15 protein-coding genes are annotated in these 22,733 nt (G+C 66.9%); 6 read left to right on the top strand and 9 right to left on the bottom strand.

Features of this window, described 5'->3' with window-relative positions:
• From H9638_RS04330 to H9638_RS04360, 7 genes are all read right to left on the bottom strand, one after another.
• Complete coding sequence (locus tag H9638_RS04330) at positions 1 to 972, bottom strand: AAA family ATPase (RefSeq protein ID WP_191745981.1); 972 nt, start codon at positions 970 to 972, stop codon at positions 1 to 3.
• 68 nt (positions 973 to 1,040) lie between these two features.
• Entirely contained in the window at positions 1,041 to 7,166 is a 6,126-nt protein-coding gene (locus H9638_RS04335) for an Ig-like domain-containing protein (protein ID WP_191745982.1), read from the bottom strand.
• 626 nt (positions 7,167 to 7,792) lie between these two features.
• Positions 7,793 to 8,002, bottom strand: coding sequence for a hypothetical protein (locus H9638_RS04340; protein ID WP_191745983.1), 210 nt, complete (start codon positions 8,000 to 8,002; stop codon positions 7,793 to 7,795).
• Between the two features lie 326 nt (positions 8,003 to 8,328).
• Entirely contained in the window at positions 8,329 to 9,471 is a 1,143-nt protein-coding gene (locus H9638_RS04345; RefSeq protein WP_191745984.1) for an adenylate/guanylate cyclase domain-containing protein, read from the bottom strand.
• Positions 9,464 to 10,027 carry a PH domain-containing protein gene (locus tag H9638_RS04350; protein ID WP_191745985.1) on the bottom strand — a complete coding sequence of 188 codons (564 nt, stop codon included), beginning with the start codon at positions 10,025 to 10,027 and terminating at the stop codon, positions 9,464 to 9,466. Before H9638_RS04350 ends, H9638_RS04345 begins: the two co-directional genes overlap by 8 nt.
• A 28-nt stretch (positions 10,028 to 10,055) precedes the next feature.
• Positions 10,056 to 10,940: a biotin--[acetyl-CoA-carboxylase] ligase gene (locus tag H9638_RS04355; RefSeq protein ID WP_191745986.1), complete on the bottom strand. Its 885-nt coding sequence runs from the start codon at positions 10,938 to 10,940 to the stop codon at positions 10,056 to 10,058.
• Between the two features lie 139 nt (positions 10,941 to 11,079).
• Positions 11,080 to 11,931: an SDR family oxidoreductase gene (locus H9638_RS04360; RefSeq protein WP_225216993.1), complete on the bottom strand. Its 852-nt coding sequence runs from the start codon at positions 11,929 to 11,931 to the stop codon at positions 11,080 to 11,082.
• A gap of 314 nt (positions 11,932 to 12,245) precedes the next feature.
• On the opposite strand from H9638_RS04360, the gene H9638_RS04365 reads away from it, so the two are divergent.
• The 5 genes from H9638_RS04365 (at position 12,246) to H9638_RS04385 (ending at position 18,264) form a co-directional block, all read left to right on the top strand.
• Complete coding sequence (locus H9638_RS04365; protein ID WP_191745987.1) at positions 12,246 to 13,841, top strand: acyl-CoA carboxylase subunit beta; 1,596 nt, start codon at positions 12,246 to 12,248, stop codon at positions 13,839 to 13,841.
• A complete protein-coding gene (locus tag H9638_RS04370; protein WP_191745988.1) occupies positions 13,838 to 14,086 on the top strand; it encodes an acyl-CoA carboxylase subunit epsilon in 249 nt (82 codons plus the stop codon). The genes H9638_RS04365 and H9638_RS04370 overlap by 4 nt, the downstream gene beginning before the upstream one ends.
• Positions 14,087 to 14,104: 18 nt before the next feature.
• Complete coding sequence (locus H9638_RS04375; protein WP_191745989.1) at positions 14,105 to 15,823, top strand: DUF885 domain-containing protein; 1,719 nt, start codon at positions 14,105 to 14,107, stop codon at positions 15,821 to 15,823.
• A 267-nt stretch (positions 15,824 to 16,090) separates the two neighbouring features.
• Entirely contained in the window at positions 16,091 to 17,527 is a 1,437-nt protein-coding gene (locus H9638_RS04380; RefSeq protein WP_191745990.1) for a dicarboxylate/amino acid:cation symporter, read from the top strand.
• Between the two features lie 107 nt (positions 17,528 to 17,634).
• A complete protein-coding gene (locus tag H9638_RS04385; protein ID WP_404799625.1) occupies positions 17,635 to 18,264 on the top strand; it encodes a Maf family protein in 630 nt (209 codons plus the stop codon).
• Positions 18,265 to 18,568: 304 nt separating this feature from the next.
• Here the strand turns inward: H9638_RS04385 and H9638_RS04390 are convergent, their stop codons facing one another.
• Positions 18,569 to 19,018, bottom strand: coding sequence for a PDDEXK family nuclease (locus tag H9638_RS04390; RefSeq protein WP_191745991.1), 450 nt, complete (start codon positions 19,016 to 19,018; stop codon positions 18,569 to 18,571).
• Positions 19,019 to 19,262: 244 nt separating this feature from the next.
• Between H9638_RS04390 and H9638_RS04395 the strand changes: the two genes are divergently transcribed.
• Entirely contained in the window at positions 19,263 to 21,047 is a 1,785-nt protein-coding gene (locus tag H9638_RS04395; protein ID WP_191745992.1) for an acetyl/propionyl/methylcrotonyl-CoA carboxylase subunit alpha, read from the top strand.
• Positions 21,048 to 21,239: 192 nt separating this feature from the next.
• Here H9638_RS04395 and H9638_RS04400 read toward each other — a convergent pair whose 3' ends face one another.
• Complete coding sequence (locus tag H9638_RS04400) at positions 21,240 to 22,640, bottom strand: MFS transporter (protein WP_191745993.1); 1,401 nt, start codon at positions 22,638 to 22,640, stop codon at positions 21,240 to 21,242.
• Positions 22,641 to 22,733: the final 93 nt, after the last annotated feature.

Here is a 22,733-nt window from a genome sequence, read left to right on the forward strand (position 1 = left end):
TCAGACGGCCACGCGCTGCTGGGGTGCAGCCGTGGCGGTGAGCACCTGGTCCAGGACGGCTGCGGCGGTGGCTCCGGCGAACTCGGCTTCCGGGTCCATGACCAGCCGGTGGGTGAAGACGCTGGGAGCCAGGATTTTGACGTCGTCGGGCAGGACGAAGTTCCGTCCCTCCGACGCCGCCCAGACCTTGGCCGCGCGGACCATGGCCAGTGCGCCGCGGACGCTGACGCCCAGCCGGGTTTCCGGCGCTTCGCGGGTAGCCGCGGTCAGGTGCGCAATGTATTCCAGGACCGACGTGTCGGTATGGACGGTCGCGGCCAGGTCTGCCATGTCCCGCACCGCGGAGGCGGTGATAACGGCGGACAGCGCGGCGGACCGGTCACGGGTGGCGGACCCGGCCAGGAGTTCCACGGTGGCGGCATGGTCCGGGTAGCCCATGGAGGTCTTGACCAGGAACCGGTCCAGCTGCGCCTCGGGCAGCCGGTAGGTTCCTGCCTGCTCGATCGGGTTCTGGGTGGCGATGACCATAAACGGCCGTTCCTGCGTGTAGGTGGCGCCGTCCACGGTGACCCGGGATTCTTCCATGACTTCCAGCAGCGCGGACTGGGTCTTGGGCGAGGCCCGGTTGATTTCATCGGCCAGCACCACGTTCGCGAAGATCGGCCCGCGGTGGAATTCGAAGGCCTGGGTCTTCTGGTCGTAGATGGTGATGCCGGTGACATCCGAAGGCAGCAGGTCCGGGGTGAACTGGATCCGGGACGTGGTTCCCTGCACGGTGTTGGCCAGCGCCCGGGCAAGCATCGTTTTCCCGGTGCCGGGGGCGTCCTCCAGCAGTACGTGTCCTTCGGCGAGCATTGCGGTGAGGATCAGCCGCACGGCGTCCGGCTTGCCCAGCACGGCCTGGCCGACGTTCGTCACCAGTTTGGCGAACGTCTCGGCGAACCAGGCGGCCTGTTCTTCGGTCATTGACATGGTTGGTATTTCCCCCAGATGGATGTGGCGGTGGAACAATGCTTCGGGTCAGTGGGCGTGGTCATGGGTCAGCAGCGGCCCATGCCCGACGGCGGGTTGTAACCGAAGCTGGTGTGGATGCCCTTGATGTGCAGGCCGTTGTTGGACGGGTTGGGTCCGGAGTGCTGGTTGTACCAGATCTCCCCTCCGCTGCGTGTGATGTAGCACCGGGTCTCAATGATGTCCCCGATGTACGCCCAGTGACTGTTCCGGCAGTTTTGGCCGTCATAGTTGGTTGCGCCCGCCGGGTCCATACAGGTGCGCCGGTCTCCGCTGGAGAGCTGGTTGCCAACTGTGAGCGTCCAGGTGTCCGGCGGGGGCGGTGCTGAAGGCATGCCGGTGATTACCGACGCCGTGGCTTCGGTCCCCGGGGTTCCCTCGGAGTTCAGCACCCGCACCCGGATGTTGAACACTTGTTCGAACCCGTCCCCGACTGTGCGGCTGCCGGAGGCAGCCACGTTCTCCCAGGGTCCGCGGTTAATGGCGATCTGGACCTGGGCGACGTCGTGCGCGTTCTGGTTGGGTGGGCCCCAGGACAGCGTGGCCGTGGTGCTGCCCGGTCCGCCGTTGGAACCCGAGGCCGAGGGCGTACCCGGACTGCCGAACACTTTCACGGCCGGCGAAGCTGCGGAGGCGGGGCTGTCGTAGCGGGAGCCGTCGGAATTGACCACGACTGTCAAGGTCGCGGTGATGTTCGCCCCGTTGCTGAATCCGGTGATTTCCTGACCACTGCTCACGGCCAGGGAGCGGCCGTCGCTGAAGCTGGCGCGGTAGCTGACTTCCTCGGCGCGGGCGCCGTTGCGGCCGCTGGCGCTGAGGGGACTGAAAGTGATTGTGAGCGCCCGGCCCTCGGCACCCGTGCGGGAGGCAGCCAGGCTTGGCGCTGCCGGAGCGTCGGGCGTCCCGACGGCGCGGCGCGGCGCGGACGCCGGTCCCCAGTCGCTCCAGCCGGCCTTGTTAAGGGCGCGGACGGCGTAGGTGTAGTTCTGCTCCGAGTTCGGCACCCGGATGGTCATGTTGGACACGGCACCGGCTTCGAGGGTGCGCACCACGGTGGACCCCTGGGATTCGCGCAATTGGTACTGCGTAACGGCCGCGCCGTTGGCTGCGGTGTCGTTCCAGTCGACCGTGAGCTGGCTCTGCGTCCCCACCGAGTCGGCCCGCGCCGTTGTGGGCGCCCCGGGTGCTGCCGGTGTTCCGGCGGGGACCTCTGCCGCCGAGTAGTCACTGAAACCGGACGGTTCCGGGGCAGCATTGCGCGCCTGGACCCGCACCCGGTAGCTGGTGCCGTTGGCCAATCCGGTCCAGGCGGTTTGCGTCATGGACGCCGGGACGGTTTTCTGCGACACGCCGCTGGCCGGCGCCGGGGAGATCTGCAGGTCGTAGGACTCGATCGGTGACCCGTCGTTCGCCGGCGGGGTCCAGGAGACGCTGAGCTGCTTGTCCCCGAAGGTGAGGACCGGGGGCGCGGGCTGCGCTGGCTGGGTGTCAGGGCGGACGACGGCGGACTGCGGGGACGGATCGGAGGTTCCGTGGGCGTTGGCCGCCGTGACCGAGAAGGCGTACTCCACGTTGTTCGTCAGGCCGGTCAGCGTACAGGTGGTGGCCGGGCAGGCCTGGCTGAAGCCGCCGGTCCCGGTGACGGTGTAACCGGTGATCGCAGAGCCGTTGGCGGCGGGAGGATCCCAGGCGAGCACCACCGTGCGGCTGCGGGTGGACTCGGCCACCGGTGTGGCCGGCGCGTCGGGGCGGCCCTGCACGGTGAGCAGGATGCGGGCCGAGGCCTGCCTGTCGGCCTGGCCGGTCTTGTCCTGCACCCGGTACTGCACGGTCATGCTGCCCACAAAGTCAGGGGCCGGGGTGACCACCACGGAACTTCCCTGGATGCTGGCCGTGCCGTTGCCGTCGGCGCTGGCGTCCATGATTTCCAGCGGGGTGTCCGGGAACGGATTGTCATCGTTTTCGAGCACGGGAACCGTGACCGGCCGGCCCTGCACTGCGTCGTCCACGGAGTCATCAGCGGCGACCGGCAGCGGCCGGGTGGAGCCCAGGACCGCCAGGTCTACGCGGCCAGCCACTGGATCGCTGCGGCCGTCGGTGACGGTGACGCCCAGCTGGCCCAGCGTGCCCACCGCGGCACCGTCTGCGGCAGAGACTGACAGAACAGTTCCGGAGAGCCTGGCCTGGAACCCGTCCGGGACCGGACCGGCCAGGGCGAAGGACAGCTTCCCGGCGTCGGCCGGATTCGGGTCGGAGGCCAGCGGAGCCAGGTCCAGGCTCACGGCGTCCTCGCCGATGGCGGCCTCCAGCGATCCGGGACTCATCACCGGCGGCAGGTTCTGTTCCGGCTGCGGAAGCACGTTGATCAGCACCGTCAGGGTCGCTTTCAAACCCTCCGGGTCATCGGGACCGGAGCCGTCGGTGACCTCGAACGTCATCGAGCCCAGCCCGGCGTAGTTCCCGTCGGCGGTGTAGGCCAGCGTGTCTTCGTCCGCCACCCAGGTGTCCCGGTTGGAGGACCCGATGCCACTGACTTTGGCGGCCTCGGTGATCCGCGGCGTCCGGCCTTCCCGGACCTCAACGAGTTCCGCGAGTTCCAGGTCCAGGGTCTGGGCAGCTTCCACTTCCAGCACGGCGTTGCTCCGCAGCGTCGGGTACTGGGCGCTCAGGCCCGGAACCCAGATCACGGCCGCAGCGGTGCCGCCGTCCATGTCCTGAACGGTGTAGGGAATGATCTGCGCTTCCTCCAGCAGTTCCACCCGGACCCGGTCCCCCGCCACCGAGGCGGTGATCCGGGACGGATCCACGGAAACCTTGAGGTCCTCGGCAATGCCGTCGGGATCTTCATCATTTTCCAGGACCGCGACGTCGACGGCGGTCCGGCCGCGGATTTCCGCGACCTCCACCCGGTCATCGCGCGCCACCGGGGCCAGCAGTTCCGCGTTGGGGTCGGACACGACGGCGACGTTGCCGTTCGCTGAGCCGCCGCGGTTGTCCCGCACGGCGTAGCGCACGTTGTAGCTGCCTGCCTCGGCGGGCACAGTGAAGCGGACCCGGCCGGCGTCGGCCCGGGCTTTCATCTCCGGGTTCTGCGCGGTGACCCCTTCGGGGTCCAGCGAAATCGGATCGCCGTCGGGGTCGGAATCGTTCTGCAGCGCGGGGACGGCGACCTCGCGGCCCGGACGCACCGTCACGGCGTCGTCGACCGCCACGGGCTTCTGGTTCGCCTCGGCGATGGGCGCGATTCCCACCCGGACCGTGCCGGTGTTCACCAGGCCCAGCCGGTCCCGGACGGAGTACGTGAAGGAGTCGGTGCCCGCAGCAGTGGCGGAAGCGGTGTAGTCGATGTAATTGGGACCGGGAACGGCGGCACCGAATTTGGGCGCCTCCTCAATCCCGTTGAGGAACACGGAATCGCCGTCGGCGTCGAGCGCATCCAGGGGCACGGGGATCCGCACAGTGGTGCCGGCGATGGCCCGGCCTTCGAGGTTCTTCGGAACAGGAGGGGTGTTCCGCTCGTCGTCGCGCGGCCGGATGTTGATGCGCACCTGCGCGGAGTCGCTCTGCCCGGTGGAATCACGGACCTCATAGATGGCGTACACCGTCTTGGCAGTCTCACCTGCCACGAACCGAAGGACGTTCTCCGCGGTGAACATCTGCCCGTCCAGCGGGTCAACGCCCTGGGCCAGCACCGGGTTAAGCGTCAGGGTATCGCCGGTCGGCGAGACATCGTTCTCCAGAACCGGAATGTTCACGACGTCCCCGACACGCACGGTCGCCGTATCGGCGGCGGCCGACGGCGGCAGCAGCGTCCCGGGCCCTTCCACCGGCAGGACGCTGACTTCCCCGCTGGCACTCGCCGTTCCGTTGGACACCGTGTAACGGATGGTGGACTGGTCCTGGAGCCCGCGCACGTCATGGATCTGCAGGATGTTGTGGTCCAGCACGGCCACATCCAGCGGGGAGCTGCTGCCGGTGCTGACGGACTGCACCACCAGCACGCCGCCGGTGGGATCGGTGTCGTTTCCGAGGACGTCCACCAGCACGTTCCCGCCGCGCGGCAACAGGGCAACGTCCCGCACGGCTACCGGGGCTCCCTGCCGGCCCGATTCGGCGGCGTCCACACGGATGAGGCCGCTGGCGCTCTGCGGACCGTTGGTCACCAGGTATTCGATGTAGTAGGTCTTCGCGGCGCCGGGGGTAAAGGCGATGGATCCCGTTTCATAGTCCGGGGTAAGTTCGGACCCGTCTTCGGCCTCCGCCTTGGCCAGGCTGAGCCGTCCGCCGGCCGGATCGAGGTCGTTCTGCAGCGGATACAGGGTGACGGCTTCGCCGACAGTGGCAGTGAAGTGATCGAAGTTGGTCACCGGAGGCAGGACTCCGCCTGGACGGACGTCGAAGGTCACCGTGCCGGTTGTGGCTTCCGTGCCGTCGGAGACGGTGATGGCCACGTCCTTGATGCCCTGGCTCTTGCCGATGTCCCGGAAGGTCAGCAGTCCGTCGGAGCGGGTGCGCACCTGGTCGCCGTCGGCCGTAGGCTCAGCCGACACGAGGACCAGGTCATCGCCGTCGGGATCCATCCAGTCGTTGAGGATGTTCTGGCTGACCGACTGGCCCTGTTCCACCAGGATCCTGGTGGACCGCCGGGGTTCGGGCGGGGAATTTTCGGTGTTGCCGCGCACCTGCACGGTGGCGCTGGCCGAGGCGCTGCCGCCGCGGCCGTCCCGGACCTCGTAGGTAAAGGTGCTGGTTCCCGCGGCGTCGGGCGGAACCACCACCTGCAGTCCGGCGCCGTTGTAGATTTCCTGCACGGTCCCGGCGGAGGGCTGGTTGCCCGAAAGTTGAACGGTCAGCAGGTCGCCGTCGGGATCAGTGTCGTTGTCCAGGACGTTGAGAATGGTGGTGCGGCCGGGGCGGACGCCGAACCGGTCATCGCCGGCCACCGGCGGCCGGTTCTCCCCGGTGCGGTCCGGCAGCGTGTTGACCGGGTTTTCGCTGGCGGATTCCTCTTCGTCCTCGCTGGAGTCCTGTTTCGGCGGGATCACGTCGCCCCAGTTGTCCACCAGCTGCATGTTCTCCAGCACCAGCCAGATGTTGCCGCCGTTGATGTCATTGAGCACCACCACGGAGCGGTTGGCACGGAAGACCAGTTCGGAGGAAGCACCGATGCCGGGGATCTCCTCCCGCGAGTCATCGGCATCGGACGCGCAGTCGCGGAGGTAGGTGCCGGCACCGGACCAGGCGGCATGGACGCAGGAGTCCACCACCACGGGAGGGGCAGGCATTCCGGAACCCCCGATTTCGGTGATGGTGGCCTCGGAGGCGTCCAGCGGCTGCTTGATCAGGGCGGAGGCGGTGGCAAGGACGACGACCTCAGATTCCGGCCCGGACTCCTGGAGCTGCGCCCCGCGCGTATCCGGCAGGACCACGGTTTTCCCGCCGGGCAGGACCATGGTGCCCGTCTCCGGATCAAAGGCGACGGCCTTGCGCCCGACGGCGGCCACCTGGGCATCGCCGAATCCGCGCAGTTCCTCTGCCTCCGTGATGTCCGGTTCGCCGTAACTGCCGTCCGGTTCGACGTCGTAGCCGTAGAGCCGGCCGTCCCGCGGCGCTGCGACGGCCACGTGGCCTTCCGGGGAGACTCCGGCGGCGATCCCCGGGGAATCTTCCAGGGCGGGTTCGGTTTCCGTATCGCTGAAGAAGGGCAGTGAACCGGCGGTGGTCAGCCACAACGCACCGGCAGCGGGATCGGTCACCGCGATGATGGAGCCGCCCTGGGAGATGGTGGCCGACGCCGGCAGCTGCACTTCGCTGCCGCGGGCAACGTTGGCAACGTCAACCGGCGAGACCTTGGCCTGGTCGGTGTTGGCATGAAAGACGGTGCCGGCGTTCTGAGTCACGTCAAAGCCGTCGCTGTTGGCCGCGTAAGCGCCGTCGAGCATGCGGGCCGAGTAGTTGAGGTGGCCGACCATGCCCTGGGTGCCGTTGGTGACCCACACGCCGCCGTCGTTCAGGTCGACGTCTGCACTGGCGAACCCGGGGTACAGGATGGCGGTGGCCACGAGTGCGCCGGCCGCGGCAACAGCCGCGCCAACGGATGCCGCCTTACGGCGGGTACGGCTCTGCGCGCGCGTAGCCCCCCTGAACAGTGACACTGACTTCCCCCTGTTAAGAACCCCCAAGAAGCCTGGCCGGGCTGCGGCAGGCCGTGAGGTGCGCTGTCCAGGCGCGGCGGCAGCAGATCGGCAGGCAGACGCACCTAGTCTCGCATATTGCTAAGCTCCCTGCGCATAAGTTACCGGAGTGGCGGGTGGGGGATGCCGGGCCAGCACCAGCCGCTGACTGTCCCCCGCGCGAGGTCCGCGGGGTGGGTCACGCCGGAACCGCGGGGTGGGTCACTCCGGAACCGCGGGGTGGGCCACGCCGGAACCGCGCCCGTTGCGCGGTGGATGCGGGTTGCCGGCGCCGGCGCCTGTTTGCTGACGGCTTCGGCTCCTTGTTCCCTGCCGGTTCTGCTCCGTTTTGGGACAAATCGGACGCCGCGGGACAATCCTGCCGTGGCGCCGCGCAGGAAAGTCCCAAACCGGCAGGCAAGTCCCACACCGGAGGGAAACGCGGCCGCGCGGAGTCCAGCACCAGTGGCAAAGTTCCCAGACGGGAGATTCGAGCACCAGAACCGGCCGAGTCCGGAAGCTGCCCTCGTCCAGCACCAGGCCCTGCCCGGTCCCCCATTCCCAGGTCACGTTGTGGGTCTGTCCGAAAAGGATTCTGCGGGAATCGGCTACTCGGCGTCTCGGCTTGAGCTGCCGGTTGGTCTCCTGATGACCTTGAACACTGCGAGAACTGTGACGGGCACCGCCCAGACCATCGCAAAAATGGTTCTGGATGGGTTGTCACCGGGCAGCGCAAAGACTACCGCCAGCAGATACAGCCAACCGATTTGGAACCAGGAAGGATCACGGTACTTCCAGCGTCTGCGCTCCCTTGCCATGGCTGCACTCTAGGGGAAGCTGACACGTTTCCTCTCTCCAGTTTCATCGCAGGTCTTGGCCGCCTTCGGCCCGCCGGGGCATGCCGGGTCCGGTCCTGCTCCGTTTTGGGACAAATCGGACGCCGCGGGACAATCCTGCCGCGGCGCCGCGCAGGAAAGTCCCACAGCGGCAGGAAAGTCCCAAACCGCAGGAAACCGTGCGGCGCGGAGTCCCAAACCGGAGGAAATCGTGCGGTGCGGAGTCCCGACGTGGCTGGCAAGTCCCAAACCGGCAGGAAAGTCCCACCGGAAAACTCCAGCCGCGGAACCGACCGGAGCGAGCCGGCTTAGTCCAGCACCAGTCCCTGGCCGGTCCCCCGTGCGAGGGTGACGGGGTGGATCTCACCGAAACCGCGTACGTTGCGCGGCGGATGCGGGATCAGGACGAAGCTGTCATTACTACGCAGCGCCGCGGCCGTCGACGCGTCGGTCAGCACCGTTCCGGGTTCCGCCAGCGAGGTCAGCCGGGAGGCCAGGTTGACGGTCGGTCCGTAAATGTCACCCAGCCGGGACAATACCCGTCCCCACACCACCGCCACCCGGGCGGAGGGAAGCAGCTCATCTTCGCTGAAGGCCTTGGCCAGCGCCAGGGAGATCTCCGCACCGGCTTCCGGGGTTTCAGCGTTGAACAGGACTTCATCACCGATGGTCTTCACCAGCCGTCCGCCGCCTACGGAGATGATTTCGGAGCACTTGTGCTCAAAACGCTGGACCATTTGGGCCAGTGTCTTCTCGTTCATCTGCCGCGACAGGCTCGTGTAGGACACCAGGTCCGCAAACCCGACCGCGCGGGCCAGCGGCAGCGGATTGTCGTCAGCATCGGCGTCGTGGCTCGCCAGTCCCGCTTCGGCCCGGAGCGCCAGCCGCTGAATCGCGGCGTTCAGCTGCCGTTTCCAGGCATAGACAAGGGTCTTTTCCAGCGGCTCAATGAGGTCCGGCAGCGCTGCGACCAGTTTTTTACGCGCCTCCGCGTCGGTGATTCCGCGCTGGACCACCATCTCCTCCACGAGGGCTTCGACCTGCCACACCACCATGCGGTCGGTCATCTGCCCGATCGACCGCATGATCGAAATGGCAGCTTCCTCGGTGAGCTGTTCGTCGCGGACCAGCTGAATCACGGTGCTCAGTGCATCGCGGTCCGCCTCGGTGAAGAACACCGCGTCGTCGTCGAGGTTCGGAAACCCCATGGCCCGCCAGAGCTTGCGGGCGGAGAGCAGGGAGACACCGGCTCCGGCAGCTGCTTCCCGCCGCTTGAGCGTCCGCGGACCACCGATCAGCTGCGCTTCAAGTTTGCGCACGTCCTCCCGGTCAATTGCCCCCGGGGAATCCGCAAGCGTGGACTTCTCAGGCAGCGGCACCGCATTCATGGACAGGGTCAGCGGCTCGGGTTCGACGGCGCCGTCAGGCGCTTCGGAGCCCTGATCACTCATAGCCGCTCCAATCGTCGTCGTAACCCGTGCTTCCTTCAATATCTACACCATCGAACATCGCTGTCATGGGCAGCTGCTCTATGGTGGCCAACACAATCGACTTGAATTTATGCACCTCAGGCACGGAGGGATAGTCAATCACCCGGCCGCGGCCAAGGTCGATCCGCAGGGTTCCGGCCCGCTGCATCCGCTGCAGGATGCCCTGCCGCGCTTCCAGCTGGTAGATCGAGGCCAGCGGCAGATCGTGCTCACGGCGCCGAAGAATGCCCCGGCGCTGGATCAGCCGGCGGTTGGTCAGGACATAGCGGGTGGCGTTCCACCGCAGCACCGGCGGAACACAAAACCGTGCCAGCAGCAGGAGCGTCAGGATCACGACGCCGGGTGCCAGGACAAAGGCCCAGTCCGCCAGGGCCGCCGGGAGGGTGTCCCGGCCCAGGTACCCCAGCGCGAAGCCCCCGGCAGAGCCGGCGGCGGCGGCCAGCAGGATGGGACCGAGCAGCGGCCCTGCATGTGGCCGCGCAGCGACTATGACCTGTTCCCCCGGCTCCAGCCTCATCCGCACCGGAGCCCGACTGGGCGCGCGCTCATGCCTCAGCGGCCCGGAGATGCACCACGTCCGCCGCGGCCACCGCATGCCTGGTACCTTCGCCGTCGACGATCAGAAGCCCGCCATGCGGATCGAGGCCAACGGCGCGGCCCACCAGTTCTTCTTCGCCGGGCAGGTAGGCCCGGACCTCCCGGCCCAGCGTGACCATCCGTGCCGAAATGCTCTCCTTCAGCGTCCGGCCATCCGCCTGCCGCGCATCCGCATCCCCGTCAACGGCGCAGAACCCGCGGTAGTCCGAGGTGAACCGGAGCAGGAAGTCCTCCAGCAGGACGTTCCGGTCCGTGGTGGAGGCGTATTCCATCAGCAGGCTGGTGGCCGTGCTCACCGGCTGGTCCTCATCGGTGAGGGATACGTTCAGTCCGGTGCCGACGACGACGGCGGGCGGATTGCCGGACGTTTCCGGAACCACCTGCGCCAGGACGCCGGCCAGCTTCCGTCCGTCCACCATCACATCATTGGGCCACTTCAGCTTGGGCTCGACCCCCGTGCGGGCGGCAATGCTCTCAGTGAGGGACAGCGCTGACAGCAGGGACAGCCAGCCGTAGGACTGTGTCGGCAGCGGCCGCCCCGAAGGATTAACCGGACGCAGCAGGACGCTGACGAACAGCGATGATCGTTCCGGAGCAATCCAGGTGCGGCCCAGCCTGCCCCGGCCTGCAGTCTGGAGTTCCGCGGTCAGGACGGAGAGGTCGGGGTACTGTGACGGCACCAGGCGCGCGGCCTCGGCCAGATCGACGTTAGTGGATCCGGTTTCGGAAACGACGTCCAGCCTGGACAGGGGGCCAGCCGGGGCAATGAGCCGCGCCTGGAGCCGCTCCGGTTCCAGGGGTGGGCGCTCCATGCTGGAGTAGTGCAAATGCATGCCTCCGATCTTACGCGCCGGGTCCCCCGGCCCGGCCGACTCCCAGTCCCGGCGCTGCCGCGGCGGGCCCGGCGCGGAGCCGCCGGGCGGCCCGACAGGCCCGCGGGAACACGGGAACGCGGGAACGCGGGAACGCGGGTCAGAGGAAGAAGTCGGCCATGAGCTGGTCTTCAGGTGCACCGAGGCTGTACTTGGTGAAGTCCGTGACTCCCTCTTCGGCCAGGACCTGTTCGTCGGTGTAGAAGTTGCCCGTGGCTTCCTTGCCGGAGCGGGTCAGGATGGCGTGCGCGGCGTCGGCCATAATGTCCGCGCTGCGGGAAACCCTGGCCAGTTCCGGGCCGCCGGGCATATTGCGGATGGCGGCGGTGTCAATGGAGGTGCACGGCCAGAGTGAGTTGACCCCGATCCCGTCCTTTCTCAGCTCTTCAGCCAGCCCCAGCGTCGTCAGGGACATGCCGTACTTGGCCATGGTGTAGGCCAGGTAGCTGCCGGCCCACTTCGGGTCCAGGTTCAGCGGCGGCGACAGGGTGAGGATGTGCCCGTTGTCCGACTCGCGCAGCGCGCCCAGCGAGGACTTGGAGAGCAGGAACGTTCCGCGGGCGTTGATGTCCTGCATCAGGTCATAGCTCTTCATGGTCACGTCGTCCGTGCCGCGCAGGTCAATGGCCGAGGCGTTGTTCAACACGATGTCGATCCCGCCGAACCGCTCCACCGTCGCGGCGACCGCGTTGATGACGTCCTCGTCGCTGCGGACATCACCAATGATCGGCAGGGCTTTTCCGCCGGCCGCTTCCAGCTGTTCGGCAGCGGTGTACACCGTGCCCTCCAGCTTGGGGTGCGGTTCGCCGGTCTTCGCCAGCATGGCTATGTTGGCGCCGTCGGCCGCTGCCCGCAGGGCGATGGCCAGGCCGATTCCGCGGCTGCCGCCGGACATCAGGATGGTGCGCCCGGCCAGGGAACGCGTGTTCATTGAAGCTGTGTTCGAGGTCATACGGACAGGGTAATGCACCCGCGCCAAATATGTTACTCACCAGTAACATCTGACGGGAATTGCCGTTGCCTGCCAACGGTTCAACCGGGGACTTCCGCACCCCGCTCCCGGCACCGGCATCTTGCGGCAGGCCAACACGCCGGGACCGAAATTGTAGGATTCCTACACCCGGGATGGGTGTTACTGCTCACTAGACTGGGTGGAACGCCCGCCCAATTGTGTAAAACCTACTTAACCCCGTCCTGACCCGTCATGACGGACCGTTGGGGTGGGGCACCGACCGGCAGCCACCCCCAGAAGCACCCGGAGAACACATGAGCATCGACCAGGACATCGATCTGCAGACGACCGCAGGCAAAATTGCGGACTTCCGGCGCCGCCAGGCCCTGGCCGCAGCACCCTCCGGAACCGCCGCCATCGAGAAGCAGCATGCCCGCGGCAAGCACACGGCCCGCGAGCGCATCGATCTGCTGCTGGATGAGGGCTCGTTTGTCGAATTCGATGCCCTGGCTGTCCACCGCTCCACCGCCTTCGGCATGGAAAAGAAGAAGCCGCTGGGTGACGGGCTGGTGTCCGGCTACGGCACGGTCGACGGCCGCCCGGTCGCGGTCTACAGCCAGGACTTCACTGTGTACGGCGGGTCGCTGAGCCAGGTCAACGGCGAGAAGATCGTCAAGGTCCAGGAACATGCCCTGCGCAACGGCTGCCCGGTCATTGGAATTCTCGACGGCGGCGGGGCCCGGATCCAGGAAGGTGTGGCCTCCCTGGCGATGTTCGCCGATATTTTCCGCAACAATGTCCACGCGTCCGGCGTCGTCCCTCAGATCTCGCTGATCATGGGGCCGTCCGCCGGCGGTGCCGCCTACTCCCCCGCCCTGACCGACTACGTGGTGATGGTGGATAAGACCTCACACATGTTCATCACCGGGCCGGACGTTATCAAGACGGTCACCGGTGAAGACGTCGACATGGAAACCCTCGGCGGGGCGCGGCAGCACAACACCAACACCGGTACATCCACCTACCTGGCCTCGGATGAGGAAGACGCAATCGACTTCGTCCGGGAACTGCTGGACTTCCTGCCCTCCAACAACCTGGCCGAGGCGCCGCTGGCCGCGTTCGACCAGGATCTGGAAGTCAACGACGGCGACCTCGCCCTGGACACGCTCATTCCGGACTCGGCCAACCAGCCGTATGACATGCGCACGGTCATCGAACAGGTGGTGGACGACGGGCACTTCCTGGAAATGCAGGCCCTCTACGCCCCCAACGTGATCATCGGCTACGGCCGGCTCGAAGGGCATACGGTTGGCATCGTCGCCAACCAGCCGATGCAGTTCGCCGGCACCCTGGACATCAATGCCTCCGAGAAGGCTGCACGCTTTGTCCGGAACTGCGACGCGTTCAATATCCCCATCCTGACCTTCGTGGACGTTCCCGGCTTCCTGCCCGGCAAGGACCAGGAATTCCAGGGCATCATCCGCCGCGGCGCTAAGCTGCTCTACGCCTACGCTGAAGCCACCGTGCCGAAGCTGACCGTGATCACCCGCAAGGCCTACGGCGGCGCATACATCGTGATGGGCTCCAAGAAGCTGGGGGCTGATCTCAACGTCGCCTGGCCCACCGCCCAGATCGGCGTGATGGGCGCCCAGGGCGCGGTGAACATCCTGTACCGCGGTCAGCTGGCCGCGGCCGCAGCGGAAGGCCGCGACGTCGACGAAGTCCGGCAGGGCTTTATCAACGCCTACGAGGAAGAACTGCTCAACCCCTACCAGTCAGCGGAACTGGGTTACGTGGACGCCGTGATCGCACCGTCGGAAACCCGGCTGCAGCTGATCCGCGGCCTGCGCGCCCTGCGGGACAAACGCGCGACACTCCCGCACAAGAAGCACGGAAACATCCCGCTGTGAGTACAGCCAACGACACCGCGCTCACCCCGGAAGAGCCGCTGTTCCAGGTCCTGGCCGGTAATCCAACGGATGAGGAACTCGCTGTCCTGGCGGCCGTCGTCGTCGGACTCAGCGCCGGTTCCGGCGGGTCCGACGCCCACGCTGCATCGGACCCGGCGAGCACCCGCCGAGCCTGGACCAGGCGGCGCCAGCTGGCCCTGCGGCCCGCTCCCGGACCGGGCTCGTGGCGGCGCAGTTACCGCTGACCCGTTACGCTCGGGAGTGTGACTGAACAGACAACCTCGCCAGAATCCCTGTCCACCGACGGGACGCGCACTCCTACAGCCATCGATGCCGTCGCCGAAGCATTCACCGAAAACCTGCTGCACCTGGATCCGTCCTTCGCGACCACGCTGGGCATCCCGGGCCACGAAACGGAGTACGCCGACTATTCGCCCGCCGGCCTGGAATCCACCGCCGAAGCGATGCGGGAAACCCTCGAGAGGCTGGAGGACCTGCAGCCCGCGGACGACGTCGACCGCGTCACCCTCGATGCCATGCGTGAACGCCTGGGCCTGGCCCTGGAAATCCATGACTCCGGCTGGGACCTCGCGGACCTGAACAACATCGCCTCACCGGCCCAGGACATCCGCGCGATCTTCGACCTGATGCCCACCGACACCATCGAGGCCTGGGAACACATCTCCGGCCGCCTGCACAATCTGCCCGACGCCATCGCCGGGTACATCACCTCGCTGCGCAGCGGCGCCGAGCAGGGCCTCGTTGCTGCCCGCCGCCAGGTCTCCATCGTGATGGAGCAGGCCGGCAAGTACGCCGAGGACGGCGGCTTCTTTGATGCCTTTGTTTCGCAGGCAGCCCTCGCCGACGGCGTTGAACTGCCGGAAGCACTGCAGTCCTCACTGCGGCAGAACGCCGACGGCGCCCGCGCCGCCTACCGGGCGCTTGTGGACTTCCTCAGCGGTGAGCTGCTGCCCGCTGCACCGGAAAAGGACGCCGTCGGTGCCGAGCGCTACGCCCTGATGTCCCGCCAGTTCCTCGGCTCCGCCGTCGATCTGGAGGAAACCTACCAGTGGGGCGTCGCGGAGCTGGACCGCATCATCGCCGAGCAGGAGGAAGTGGCCCACCAGATCCAGCCCGGCGCCTCAGTCCGCGAGGCCATGGACCTGCTCGACGCCGATCCGGACCGCCAGCTGAACGGCACTGAAGAGCTGCGCACCTGGATGCAGGAGCTCTCCGACCGGGCCGTCGCCGAACTCTCCGGCACCCACTTCGACATCACCGGCCCGATGCGCAAGCTGGAATGCATGATCGCGCCCACGAACGAGGGCGGGATCTACTACACCGGTCCCAGCGATGACTTCTCCCGGCCGGGCCGCATGTGGTGGTCCGTCCCCGAGGGCGAGGACACCTTCACCACGTGGAAGGAAACCACCACCGTCTACCACGAGGGTGTTCCCGGCCACCACCTGCAGATCGCCACCGCGGTTGCCTCCAGGGACCTGTTGAACGGCTGGCGCCGCAACGTCTGCTGGGTCTCCGGACACGGCGAAGGCTGGGCGCTCTACGCCGAACGGCTCATGGCCGAACTCGGCTACCTGAACGATCCGGGAGACCGGATGGGGATGCTCGACGCGCAGCGGATGCGCGCTGCCCGCGTGGTCTTCGACATCGGCGTTCACCTGGAGCTGGAAGTCCCGGAGCGCTGGGGCTCGGGCACCTGGACCCCGGAGAAGGGCTACGACTTCCTCAAGCAGAACATCGCGATCTCCGAGGGCCAGCTCAACTTCGAGTTCACTCGCTACCTGGGCTGGCCGGGGCAGGCTCCGGCCTACAAGCTGGGCCAGCGGCTCTGGGAGCAGATCCGGGACGAGGTCCGTGCCCGTGAAGGAGCGGCCTTCGATGAGAAGGCTTTCCACACCAAGGCGCTGCAGCTCGGTTCTGTCGGCCTGGACACCCTGCGCCGGGCGCTGCTGGAGGGCTAGCCTTTCCGGCTGAATGAGTGTTCAGAACGTGCCCGGCGATTTCGCCGGGCACGTTCTGTGTTTCCGGATGAGTTTTTTGGCGGCCCGGTCCGCTGGATGCCTGCGAGAATCCTCACAGGCAGGCCGGGAATAATGGCAGCCGCCCGCCCACGCACGCCACGGTCCGGGATTCCGGCCTGAAAATCCGCTGCGGATCCAAATTTCCCGCCGTAACATTTCGCAACCCTAAAGCGACTCTGATATTGGGCCTCGTCTAGCATTTTCAACGTGACTTCACCACAGACACCCCCTCAGTCCCCGGCCGACGCCGCCACCCGCCGCAGGCTCCCCCGCTGGGCCACAGCTTTCGGCCCGCAGATCATCGCTGCCCTCGTGGTTGGTCTCTGCCTTGGCCTGCTGGCCAGGTCCATGGGCGAAACCAACGGTGAACCGAACTGGCTCGCCACCACGCTGGCCACCATCGGCTCCAGCTATGTTTCCCTACTGAAGGCAGCCGTGGTTCCGCTGATCTTCACGGCCGTTGTCAGTTCCATCGCCAACCTCCGCCAGGTCTCCAATGCGGCCCGGCTGGCGTGGCAGACCCTGCTGTGGTTTGGCATCACGGCGCTGATCGCCGTCGGCATCGGCATTGTCCTGGGCGTCGTTATGCAGCCCGGCGCCAATGCGGACGCCGCCACACCGGACGGCTACGAAGGCAGCACCGGAAGCTGGGTCGGATTCCTGACCGGCCTCATCCCGGGCAACTTCCTTGGCCTGACCGCTTCCACCTCGGAGTCCCTGACCACGTCGCTGAACTTCAATGTGCTGCAGGTCCTGGTGATTGCGATCGCCGTCGGCATTGCCGCCCTGAAGGTCGGCAAGCCCGCCGCACCGTTCCTGGCGCTGAACGCCTCCGCCCTTGCTGTGATCCAGAAGGTTCTCTGGTGGATCATCCGCCTTGCTCCGCTGGGTACCGTCGGCCTGATCGGCCGCGCCGTCGCCACCTACGGCTGGGACACCATCGGTTCGCTCGGCACCTTCACCGTAGCCGTCTACCTTGGCCTGGCCCTGGTGATCTTCGTGGTCTACCCGGTCCTGATCAAGAGCCAGGGGCTCTCCATCCGGCAGTGGTTCTCCGGCGCCTGGCCGGCCATTCAGCTCGGTTTCGTTTCCCGCTCTTCCGTTGGCACCCTGCCCCTGACCCAGCGGGTCACGGAGCGCAACCTCGGCGTTCCCCGGGCCTACGCGTCCTTCGCCGTTCCCCTGGGCGCCACCACCAAGATGGACGGCTGCGCAGCCATCTACCCGGCCATCGCAGCGATCTTCGTGGCCCAGTTCTTCGGCATTGACCTGAGCATCGGCCAGTACCTGCTGATCGCCGTCGTCGCTGTCCTGGGTTCGGCGGCGACTGCCGGGACCACGGGCGCCGTCGTGATGCTGACCCTGACCTTGTCCACCCTGGGACTGCCGCTGGACGGCGTCGCGCTGCTCCTGGCGATCGACCCGATCATCGACATGGGCCGGACGGCCGTGAACGTTGCCGGACAGACTGTGGTGCCCACCATTGTCGCCAAGCGCAACGGCCTGCTGCAGCACGAGCTGTACAACGCCAAGCGCACCGGAGACCCGTTCGACGACGATTCCGATGACACCACCAGCAACACCGAGTCCCCCGCCGAGCAGGGCGAAACGTCCCTTTCTTCGGAGGCCCCCGCACGCGCCTAAACCGGTGTAGGGTGCAGGTACTCGCATCTTTTTGGAATGGCCGTCCCGACGCCGGGGCGGCCATTCCGTTTTCCCGGGCGCTGCGCCTGCGCACTAGGCTGGAAACCGTGACTGACCTGACGCTGATCCTTGCCTCCGCTTCCCCCGCCCGCACCAAGCTCCTGTCCAACGCGGGCATCGCCCACCGTGTGCTCGTCTCCGACGTGGATGAGGACGCGGTCACCGCCCGCTACGGGCTAACCGACCCGCACGACACCGCTCTCCTGCTGGCCCGCGCCAAAGCGGAGGCCGTGGCGTCCCTCCCGGAGGCCGAGGGCGCCCTGGTCCTCGGCTGCGATTCGGTCTTCGAGTTCGACGGCGAGGCACACGGCAAGCCGTGGGAAGCCGACGTCGCCCGCGAACGCATCCGCCGGATGAGCGGCCGCCACGGAGTGCTTCACACCGGTCACTGGCTCGTGGACTGCCGGGACACGGACGACGACGGTTCCGGCGCCACCCTGGGGGCGGTCAGCTCCGCCGAAGTGCACTTCGCCAAGCTTCTCGACGAAGAAATCGAAGCGTACATCGCCACCGGCGAACCACTTCAGGTGGCCGGCTCGTTCACTATCGACTCCCTCGGCGGCGCATTCATCGACAAGGTGGTCGGCGATCCGCACGCTGTCGTCGGCCTTTCCGTTTCCACGCTCCGCCACCTCCTGGCCAGTGCCGGCGTCGGGGTTACCTCTCTCTGGAAGTAGTCCTATTCCAAAGGTGCCCTGACCGGCATGGTGCCATCCTGCCGGCCGGGCCCTGAGCGTGGCGCTTCCGGCGGGGCGGCCGCCGCCCGGGCCCAGCGTCGACGGGCGCTCAGTGTGCAGATATGGCGACCTTCCGCCCCAAACCCGACGCTCGATGTGCAGATATGGCGACCTCCCGCGAGAAAAAGTCGCCATACCTGCACATCCACCGAGCCGGCCACCCAACACCGCCAGACACCCCCACCACCCCGACACGAACCGAACCCCGGCTACCTCCGGCGGGAACACCACCACACCTATCCGCTCACGGCGTCCAGCCACCGCGAACCAGCGCCTGCCGGACCTTGCCCACCACCCAGGCCGGTCCCTGGGCAACGTCGAACTTGTTGATCCGGACCTGATGCCACCCCAGTTGATGGGTGAGCAGATCCCGGTGATGGTCCCGGCTCTGCTGCGCCGGGGTGAGGTGATGCGCGCCGTCGTACTCGACGCACGTCGGTTCGCTCTGCAGCGGCCGGGGAAGCGGCAGGCCGTAAAGCCGGGCCGCCGTGACGTGAGACAGAAACGCATCCGGAAGCAGGTCAAGGTAGGGCCGGCAGCGCTCGGCCAGCACCGGCTCCGCGTCCCTGCGGAGCCGGATGTCCCGGCTGGGTATCAACAGGTCCTTCGCCCGGAGCCTTGATCGTCGAAGCCCCAGACTCCGGGCGCGCCGAAGCGTAAAGGAGTTTTCCGGCAGATTGGCGGGAAGCGGCATGGCACGAGTCATGCCCCTATTACCGCCCCTCAGCGGAAATCCCGGCGGTGAGGCTGTGCACAGGCCGTTCTTTCCACAACCGGCACCCACGGGGTTGCATCCCCCTCCGCGTCACACCAACGCAACACGTTTGTAGGGTTTCCACAACGAATCCTCCTGCCCCACGCAGAAACAGCACGGTTTATGGCGGGAGAGCACAAAATCGCGCTAGGCTCCCAACAGATCAAAGGAGCCACTGCATTTCATGAGCCAGTTCACCACAGCCCCCCTGGGCAAGGTCCTGATTGCCAACCGCGGAGAGATTGCCGTCCGGATCATCCGGGCCGCACGCGACGAAGGAATCGGTACGGTCGCCGTCTACGCGGAACCCGACCGGGACGCGCTGCACGTCCGGCTCGCCGACGAGGCCTACGCCCTGGGCGGCAGCACCGCCGCTGAGACCTACCTCGACATGGACAAGCTGCTGGCCGCCGCAGAGCGGTCCGGTGCGGACTCCATCCACCCCGGTTACGGCTTCCTTTCCGAAAACGCAGAGTTTGCCCGCCGCATCATCGCCGCCGGATTGACCTGGATTGGTCCCTCCCCCGAAGCCATCGATCAGCTGGGTGACAAGGTCCAGGCCCGGCATCTGGCAGCCAAGGTGGGCGCTCCCCTGGTTCCGGGCACGGCGGACCCGGTTACCAGCGCCGATGAGGTGCTGGCGTTCGCCCAGGAACACGGTCTTCCGGTCGCCATCAAGGCTGCCTTCGGCGGCGGCGGCCGCGGCATCAAGGTGGCCCGCACGCTTGAGGAGATTCCGGAACTCTACGACTCCGCCGTCCGCGAGGCCACGGCAGCATTTGGCCGCGGCGAATGCTTCATTGAACGGTTCCTTGACTCTCCCCGGCACGTCGAAACCCAGTGCCTGGCAGACGCGCACGGCAACGTCGTCGTCATCTCCACCCGCGACTGCTCGCTCCAGCGCCGTAACCAGAAACTGGTCGAGGAGGCGCCCGCCCCGTTCCTGACGCCCGAGCAGAACCAGCGGCTGTACGACTCCTCCAAGGCCCTCCTCCGGGAGGCCGGATACCAGGGCGCCGGAACCTGCGAGTTCCTGGTCGGCACCGACGGAACCATCTCCTTCCTTGAGGTCAACACGCGCCTTCAGGTGGAGCACCCGGTGTCAGAGGAAGTCACCGGAATCGACCTTGTCCGCGAACAGTTCCGCATCGCCCGCGGTGAGGAGCTCGGCTACACCGACCCGGAGGTCCGCGGTCACTCCTTCGAGTTCCGGATCAACGGGGAAGACGCCGGCCGCGGCTTTATGCCCTCGCCCGGAACGGTGGAAACACTGCGGCTTCCCACCGGACCCGGCGTCCGTGTGGATTCCGGCATCGAAGCCGGAGAAGTAGTGGGCGGGAACTTCGATTCCATGCTTGCCAAGCTGGTCATCACCGGGTCCACCCGCACCCAGGCGCTCCAGCGCGCCCGCCGCGCACTGCAGGAAATGGAGATCACCGGTCTCCCCACGGTCCTGCCGTTCCACGCCGCCGTGGTCTCGGACCCGGCCTTCGCCCCCGAGGAAGGCCCGTTCAGCGTGCACACGCGCTGGATTGAGACCGAATTCAATAACACGATTCCGGCGTTTTCCGGCCTGCCCTCGGCAGGAACGGGCGACGACGCTTCCCGGCAGCGCCTGACCGTCGAAGTCGGCGGGAAGCGGCTGGAAGTGGTCCTGCCGGCAGGTCTGGCGGCCGCACCCTCCCGCGGAGCGTCCCCCGCCAATGGCAAGCCGCGCAAGGGCCGGGCACGGTCCGCCTCCGCAGCTGCAACCGGTAACGACCTCACCTCCCCCATGCAGGGAACCATCGTCAAGGTGGCGGTAGAGGACGGCACCGTCGTGGCCGAGGGCGATCTGGTGGTGGTGCTGGAAGCCATGAAGATGGAGCAGCCGCTGACGGCCCATAAGTCCGGCACGGTCAGCGGCCTGAGCGCCCTTCCCGGCGCCACAGTGTCCGCCGGAGCGGTCATCGCCACCATCCTGGACTGACTTGTTCAAGGAAGGCCCGGATCCGCCAGGATCCGGGCCTTCTGCGTGTTTGGGGCAGCCGAGGGCGCTGCGACGACGCCGGAAGGGCCCCACAACGACGCCGGCCGCCGCAACGCCCGGGGAAACCGGGTGCTGCAGCGGCCGACAGAGCTTCAGCGGATCCGGGAAGAGTCCCGGGACCGCACTTGCGAACTAGCTGGAGTGGTTCACGTAGTCGACGTCCTTGGTCTCGCGGGTCACCAGCAGGGCGATGAAAGTCAGCACCGCCATGGAGGAGAGGTAGACGCCCACCAGCCACGGGCTGCCGTCAGCGGCCTGCCAGAGGGCGACGGCGATGAACGGTGCAACGGCAGCGCCCAGGATCGAGGACACGTTGTACGCGATCGCCGATCCGGTGTACCGCACGTTGGTCGGGAAGAGTTCCGGCAGGACGGCGCCCATCGGTCCGAAGGTCAGGCCCATCAGGGTGAAACCGAGGATCAGCAGTGCCATGGTGCCGGCGAACCCGCCGCCGAACAGCGGGGCGAAGCTGAAGCCGAAGACGAAGATGCCCGCGGTGACCACCAGCAGGGTCTTGCGGCGGCCGAACTTCTCCGCCAGCGGACCGGCAACCATGGTGAAGATACCGAAGAAGACGACGCCGACGATCAGCATGATCAGGAAGTCGTTCCGGGCGTAGCCCAGACCGGCGGCAAACGTATCGGGGTCGAATGCCTTGCCCGCGGCCTCGGCCTTGGCCTGCGCCTCTTCGGCCGTCTTGGCAGCGGTGCCGTAGGAGAGGGTGAACGTGGTCATCAGGTAGAAGAGCACGTACGTGGCGAGCATGATGAACGTGCCGGCGATCATGGGGCGCCAGGAGAACTTGAACGCAGCGGCCAGCGGCAGCTTGCTCACCTCGCCGGAATCAACCACCTTCTGGAAGGCGGGGGTTTCCACGAGCTTCAGCCGGACGTAGAGGCCGATGACGACCATCACGGCGCTGGCCAGGAACGGAATACGCCAGCCCCAGGACATAAACTGCTCTTCGCTGAGGTTGAAGCTCAGGACCAGGAACAGGCCGTTGGCCAGGATGAAGCCGATCGGTGCGCCCAGCTGCGGGAACGTGCCATAGATGGCGCGCTTGTTGGCCGGAGCGTTCTCCGTAGCCAGCAGGGCCGCGCCGGACCATTCGCCGCCGAGGGCCAGGCCCTGGGCAAAGCGCATCACAACGAGCAGGGCCGGAGCCCAGAAGGTCCAGCCGGCAACGTTGGCCGTCGGCAGGCAGCCGATCAGGAACGTGGCAATACCCATGGTCAGCAGCGACGCCACCAGCGTGCCCTTGCGTCCGACCTTGTCCCCGAAGTGCCCGAAGATAATCGAGCCCAGCGGGCGGGCAATGAATGCCACACCGAAGACGGCGAAGGAGCTCAGCAGAGCGGTGACGCCTTCGGCGTTCGGGAAGAAGAGGACGGGGAAAACGAGCACGGCCGCGGTCGCGTAGACGTAGAAGTCGTAGAACTCGATCGAGGTGCCGACCAGGGACGCGACGATGACGCGTCCGCGGGAGTTGGCCGGGGCCTTTGCAGCCTCGGCACTGGAGGTTTCTGTTGACATGGGGAGTCTTTCGGGTGCGGGATGGAAACAGAGTTCATCCTAAAACCCGGCGTCCGCCATTCGGACATCCGTCCACTATTTGGACATCGGGTG

This window comes from Arthrobacter pullicola, from assembly GCF_014836875.1.
GTDB lineage: Bacteria > Actinomycetota > Actinomycetes > Actinomycetales > Micrococcaceae > Arthrobacter_B > Arthrobacter_B pullicola.